The organism is Tepidimonas charontis (genome assembly GCF_007556685.1).
Classification (GTDB): domain Bacteria; phylum Pseudomonadota; class Gammaproteobacteria; order Burkholderiales; family Burkholderiaceae_C; genus Tepidimonas; species Tepidimonas charontis.
Genome location: NZ_VJON01000072.1, coordinates 1 through 5458, shown reverse-complemented (window position 1 = coordinate 5458; position 5458 = coordinate 1). Strand labels below are relative to the sequence as shown.

Genomic DNA, 5458 nt, shown 5'->3' with positions numbered 1-5458 from the left:
GCGCCGGGCATTGGACAAGAGCACTTTTCTTGGCCAGGTGATGGATGCCTTGGAACGCACCAAGGCGCGCATTCGTGCCAAGGGCGAGCATCCGTTTCGGGTACTCAAATGCCAGTTTGGCTACTGCAAGACGCCCTATCGAGGCTTGGCCAAGAACGGCGCGCAACTCAACGTCCTGTTTGCGCTGCTCAATCTGTGGCTGGTGCGCAAGGCCTTGTTGGCTGCAACGGGATAAGTGCGCCCGCCACGGCGCCACTGGGGGCCGACGAGGCCTCAGGAGGCCCACGAAAGGGGCTTGTGGAGCGGAAAATAACTCAAAATCTGCCCCTGATCCCGTCATGTGAAACAAAGTCTACCATCACCGCGTCCTCTGGAACGAATAGGCTGGGTTGTGCAGAGGTTTCCTAACCGCCGCGGCGCGTAGCTTGCACCAAATTCACGAAAAATGGCTAATGGACAATTTGGGGTGAACTCAACACCTCCTCGATTGCCCGGGCAGCTCGGGTTCGCTAACGACTTCAGATCGCAGTGCCCGAGGCGGGCGCATTGGGCGGGCTGGGCTTGACAGGAGCGGCGAAAGTCGCGACTACTGTCCGTACTGCTTTTGCACCCACGCCCGATAGGCGCCGCTTTGCACGCGCTGCACCCATTCGGGGTGGTTGAGATACCACTGCACGGTTTTGCGCAAGCCGCTGTCGAAAGTCTCGGCCGGGCGCCAGCCCAGCTCGCGCTCGATTTTGCCGATGTCCATCGCGTAGCGCCGGTCGTGCCCCGGGCGGTCGGCCACGAAGGTGATGAGCTCGGCGTAGTGGCGGATGGGCACGCCGGTGCGCGCGTGGGTGACGCCGCGCTGCGGCGCTGGGGCATATTCGTCCAGCACGGCGCAGATTTGCTGGACGACGGCGAGGTTGGTGCGTTCGCTGCGTCCGCCGATGTTGTAGGTCTGCCCCGGCTGGCCCGCAGCCAGCACGCACCGGATGGCGCTGCAGTGGTCGCCGACGTAGAGCCAGTCGCGCACCTGCTGGCCGTCGCCGTAGATCGGCAGGGGTTGGCCGGCTAGGGCGTTGACGATCATCAGCGGGATGAGTTTTTCCGGGAAGTGGTAGGGGCCGTAGTTGTTGGAGCAGTTGGTGGTGAGCACCGGCAGGCCGTAGGTGTGGTGCCAGGCGCGCACCAGATGGTCGCTGGCGGCTTTGCTGGCGGAGTAGGGGCTGTTGGGTTCGTAGCGGTGCGCCTCGGTAAAGGCAGGGTCGCTGGGGCCCAGGCTGCCATAGACCTCGTCGGTGCTGACGTGCAGGAAGCGGAAGGTGCTGCGTGCGGGCTCGGGCAGTTCGCTCCAGTATGCGCGCACGGTCTGCAGCAGGCGGAAGGTGCCGACGACGTTGGTTTGGATGAAGTCGTCGGGCCCATGGATGGAGCGGTCGACGTGGCTTTCGGCGGCGAAGTGCAGCACGGCGCGCGGGCGGTGCTGCGCCAGCAGGCGCTGCACGAGCGCGACATCACCGATGTCGCCCTGCACGAAGCAGTGGCGGGCATCGCCTTCGAGGCTGGCGAGGTTTTCCCGGTTGCCTGCGTAGGTGAGTTTGTCGAGGTTGACGATGGGCTCGTTCGACTGGGCCAGCCAGTCGAGCACGAAGTTGCTGCCGATGAAGCCGGCACCGCCGGTGACGAGGATGGTCATGAAAAAATTATCACATGGCGCCGCCGCGTTTCTGCCACTGGGCAGTCGAGGACGAGCCCAGAGGCCCCACGCTGGCCTGCGTGGCAGGCGGCACGGGATGTATGCCGGCGCGGTGGGAGCGGCAGCGCGCGCGGCTGCGGTTTACCCATGTGGGTGGAGGGCTCAGACGCTCAGCAACAAGAAGCGCCGCTCCCACGGGCTGATGACATCGAAAAATTCGCGGTATTCGGCGTCTTTGATGGCGGCGTAGGTGCGCAAAAAGTGCTCGCCGAACAGTTCGGCCAGTGGCGTGCAGGTCAGCAGCCGCTCGACGGCGTCGTCGAGGTGGCGCGGCAACTGGTGGGGCTGCTCGTAGGCGCTGCCCGTGAGGGGGGCGCTGGGTTGCAGGCGCTCGCGCATGCCCAGCAGGCCGCAGGCCAAGCTGGCGGCGATGGCCAGGTAGGGGTTGACGTCCACGCCCGCGAGGCGGTTTTCGATGCGGCGGTGCTCGGGACTGGACTGTGGCACGCGCAGACCGCAGGTGCGGTTGTCGTAGCCCCAGCTGAGGTTGATGGGGGCGGCGGTGTAGCGCGACAGGCGCCGGTAGCTGTTGACGTAGGGCGCGAAGAAGGCGGTGGCGGCGGGCAGGTAGGCCTGCAGCCCCCCGATGAAGTGAAAAAATTCCGGTGACGGCTGGCCGTCGGGCAGGCTGAAAATGTTGCGCCCACTGGCGGCGTCCACCACGCTTTGGTGGATGTGCATGGCGCTGCCCGGCTGGCCCTGCATGGGTTTGGCCATGAAGGTGGCGTACATGCGGTGGCGGATGGCGACTTCACGCACCGTGCGCTTGAACAGAAAGACCTGGTCCGCCAGCGCCAGCGGCTCGCCGTGGTCCAGATTGATTTCCATCTGCGCGGTGCCCATTTCGTGAATGAGGGTGTCCAGCTGCAGGCCTTGGGCTTCGCACCAGTCATAGATGACGTCGAAGATATCGTCGTACTCGTTGACGGCGTCGATCGAGAAGCTCTGCATGCCGGCTTCGGTGCGCTGGGTGCGGCCAATCGGCGGCCGCAAGGGGATGTCCTCGTCGGGCTCGATTTGCACCAGGTAGAACTCCATCTCGGGGGCGACGATGGGCTGCAGCCCGTCGCGTTCGTACTGCGCCAGGATGCGGCGCAGGACGTTGCGCGGGGACAGTTCCACCGGCGTGCCGTCGAAGTGCAGGCAGTCGTGGATGATTTGGGCGGTCGGTTCCTTGGCCCAGGGCACCAGACGCAGCGTGGCGGCGTCCGGCACCAGGCGCATGTCGGGGTCGGCCACCGGCACGAAGTCCTGCTCGGGGTAAGCGCCGGTGACCGTCATCTCCAGCACGGCGATGGGCAGTCGCAGCCCCTGTGCCGGATCGTACTTGTGGCGCGGCACGATCTTGCCGCGCGCCTGCCCAGCCATGTCGGGGATGAGGCACTCGATTTCGGTGATGTGGTGTTGATCCAGCCACTGGCGGATCGTGTCGGCGGTGGTGTGCATGGGCAGCGGATGCGGTGGGGTGACCATGGAGCCGCCGCGCCTTGCACAGTGGGCGGGCGCGGCGGGTGATTGCTGTGATCGAGGACGCACCAGAGCAGCGTCACCGCAAGTATGCGCGCACCGCGGGCAGGGTACGGTGCCGTCCGGCCGTCGATCGTGGGCACCATTTGTGAGCGTAGTTGGGGTTGCGGGTGCCCAGGTTGTCTAGGCCGTCGGGTGGCCATGCGGCCCACGCGGCCATGGGGGCAGGTTGACCCCGGTTGCGGATGGGGTGAGGGGCACGCCCGGGGTGCACGGGCTGCAGGCCGACGCAGGCTGGCGGCGTCGCTGTGGGCGGCTCTGCGACAATGCCGGCACAGACTTGGTGCGCGGTAAAACGCAGCCGCCACTGTACGGCGGCGCGGGTGGGCGCCGGCTTGGCGCGTGGCGGCGGTCGATCGCGTGCGCACGGACGACCATCCTGGCAAGGAGACAGAGAGCGTGATCGGTTTGGGTGATATCGAGGCGGCCGCCGCGCGGTTGGCAGGGCAGGTGCTGCAGACGCCGTGTCTGGAGTCGCGTACGCTGTCGCAGATCACGGGCGCGCAGCTGTATTTGAAATTTGAAAACCTGCAGTACACCGCGTCGTTCAAGGAGCGCGGGGCGTGCAACAAGCTGGCGCAGCTCACACCGCAGGAGCGCGCGCGCGGCGTGGTGGCGATGTCGGCTGGTAACCACGCGCAGGGAGTGGCCTACCACGCCCAGCGGCTGGGCTTGCGCGCGGTGATCGTGATGCCGCGCTTCACGCCAGGCGTGAAGGTCGAGCGCACGCGCGCCTTCGGTGCCGAGGTGGTGTTGCACGGTGACACGTTGGAGGAGGCGCGTGCGCATGCCCACGCCTTGGCGGCTGCGCAGGGGCTGGTTTTCGTGCATCCGTACGATGACGATGCCATCATCGCCGGGCAAGGCACGATTGGTCTGGAGATGCTGCAGGCGCAGCCGGATTTGGAGGTCTTGGTGGTGGCCGCCGGTGGCGGCGGCCTGATCGCCGGAGTGGCCACGGCCGCCAAAGCGCTCAAGCCCGACATCGAGGTGGTGGGGGTGCAGACGCGGCGCTTTCCGGCCCTGGTCAATGCACTGACGGGCTCCAGCTGGCCCAGCGGTGGCAACACCATCGCCGAGGGGATTGCGGTGGGCGCGCCAGGGCAGCGCACGCTGGCGCTGGCACGCCGCTATGTGGACGAGTGGCTGTTGGTGGACGAGGAGGATATCGAGCAGGCCATCGTGCTGTTGCTGGAGATTGAAAAGACACTGGTGGAGGGTGCTGGGGCCGCCGGGCTGGCGGCGGTATTGCGCCACCGGCCGCGCTTTGCGCAGCGCAAGGTCGGCTTGATCTTGTGCGGCGGCAATATCGATCCGCTGCTGCTGGCCGCCATCATCGAGCGCGGCATGGTGCGCGCCGGGCGCTTGGCGCGACTGGTGGTGAGCACGCGCGACTTGCCGGGGCAGTTGGCGCGTATCGCCCAGGTGGTTGCCGAGGCGGGGGCCAATATCGACCAGGTGCAGCACCAGCGCGCTTTTACCCTGCTGGCGGCGCAGAACGTGGAAATCGAGCTGGTGCTGCAGACCCGCGGCCCACAGCATGTGCAGGAGGTGATGCAGGCACTGCAGACCGCCGGCTTTGCCGTGGCGCAGCGCTAACCACTGGTGTGGGCGTGGTGCCGTGGCGGTGGTGCGCCGTGTGGGTCAAAGCCCGGGACGTTGCGGCGGGCACGGCGCCGGGGTGCCGGTGGCCGGATAGCGCCGGTGGCGCTGTGTGGTCATGTGCATCCGGTGGCGGTGCTGCGCGGTCCCGCGCGCGAGCGCTTGCGCCTGCCCTGTTTCGTGCTGACGCCTTCGGCCCTCTGGCTGCCCGCTTTTGGATCTTTTACCGGCGGTCACTCGGTATCAGCGGCCAGCGGTGTGGCACGCTGCGCGGTGGCGCCGGAGGCGGTGTGGGCCATAGACGGGCGGTTGCCGGCGCCCTGGCAGCCGGTGGCCGCCACGCACGCGCCGAAGCGCTGCGTCGGGCTGCGGGCGAGCACAGGCGGGCCGGTAAAATCTGCGGGTTTACCCTGATCACGACAGGATCCCCGATGAGCTCACCGCGCGCCACCCCGGGCGCCATGGCCAACGCCATCCGTGCGCTGGCCATGGATGCCGTGCAGCAGGCCAACAGCGGCCACCCCGGGGCCCCCATGGGCATGGCCGAGATGGCCGTGGCCCTGTGGGGCCGCCACCTCAAACACAACC

The 5458-nt window shown here is 67.2% G+C and carries 4 protein-coding genes and 1 pseudogene; 3 read left to right on the top strand and 2 right to left on the bottom strand.

Translation table 11 applies throughout. The features are described from left to right. A pseudogene (locus tag Tchar_RS13145) lies at window positions 1-235 on the top strand (IS5/IS1182 family transposase); the annotation flags it as partial. Between the two features lie 351 nt (window positions 236-586). Here the strand turns inward: Tchar_RS13145 and rfbB are convergent. Both rfbB and Tchar_RS13135 read right to left on the bottom strand, forming a co-directional pair. Then, on the bottom strand, window positions 587-1681 hold the full coding sequence (rfbB, locus tag Tchar_RS13140) for a dTDP-glucose 4,6-dehydratase (protein WP_144329441.1): 1095 nt from the start codon (window positions 1679-1681) through the stop codon (window positions 587-589). Window positions 1682-1843: 162 nt separating this feature from the next. Then, window positions 1844-3214, bottom strand: a complete 1371-nt coding sequence (locus Tchar_RS13135) for a glutamine synthetase family protein (protein WP_236640473.1) — start codon at window positions 3212-3214, stop codon at window positions 1844-1846. Window positions 3215-3667: 453 nt separating this feature from the next. Between Tchar_RS13135 and Tchar_RS13130 the strand changes: the two genes are divergently transcribed. Continuing rightward, entirely contained in the window at window positions 3668-4867 is a 1200-nt protein-coding gene (locus tag Tchar_RS13130) for a threonine ammonia-lyase (RefSeq protein WP_144329439.1), read from the top strand. A 464-nt stretch (window positions 4868-5331) separates the two neighbouring features. Continuing rightward, window positions 5332-5458, top strand: a 127-nt coding sequence (locus Tchar_RS13125; protein WP_144329442.1) for a hypothetical protein, incomplete at its 3' end; no start/stop codon positions are given.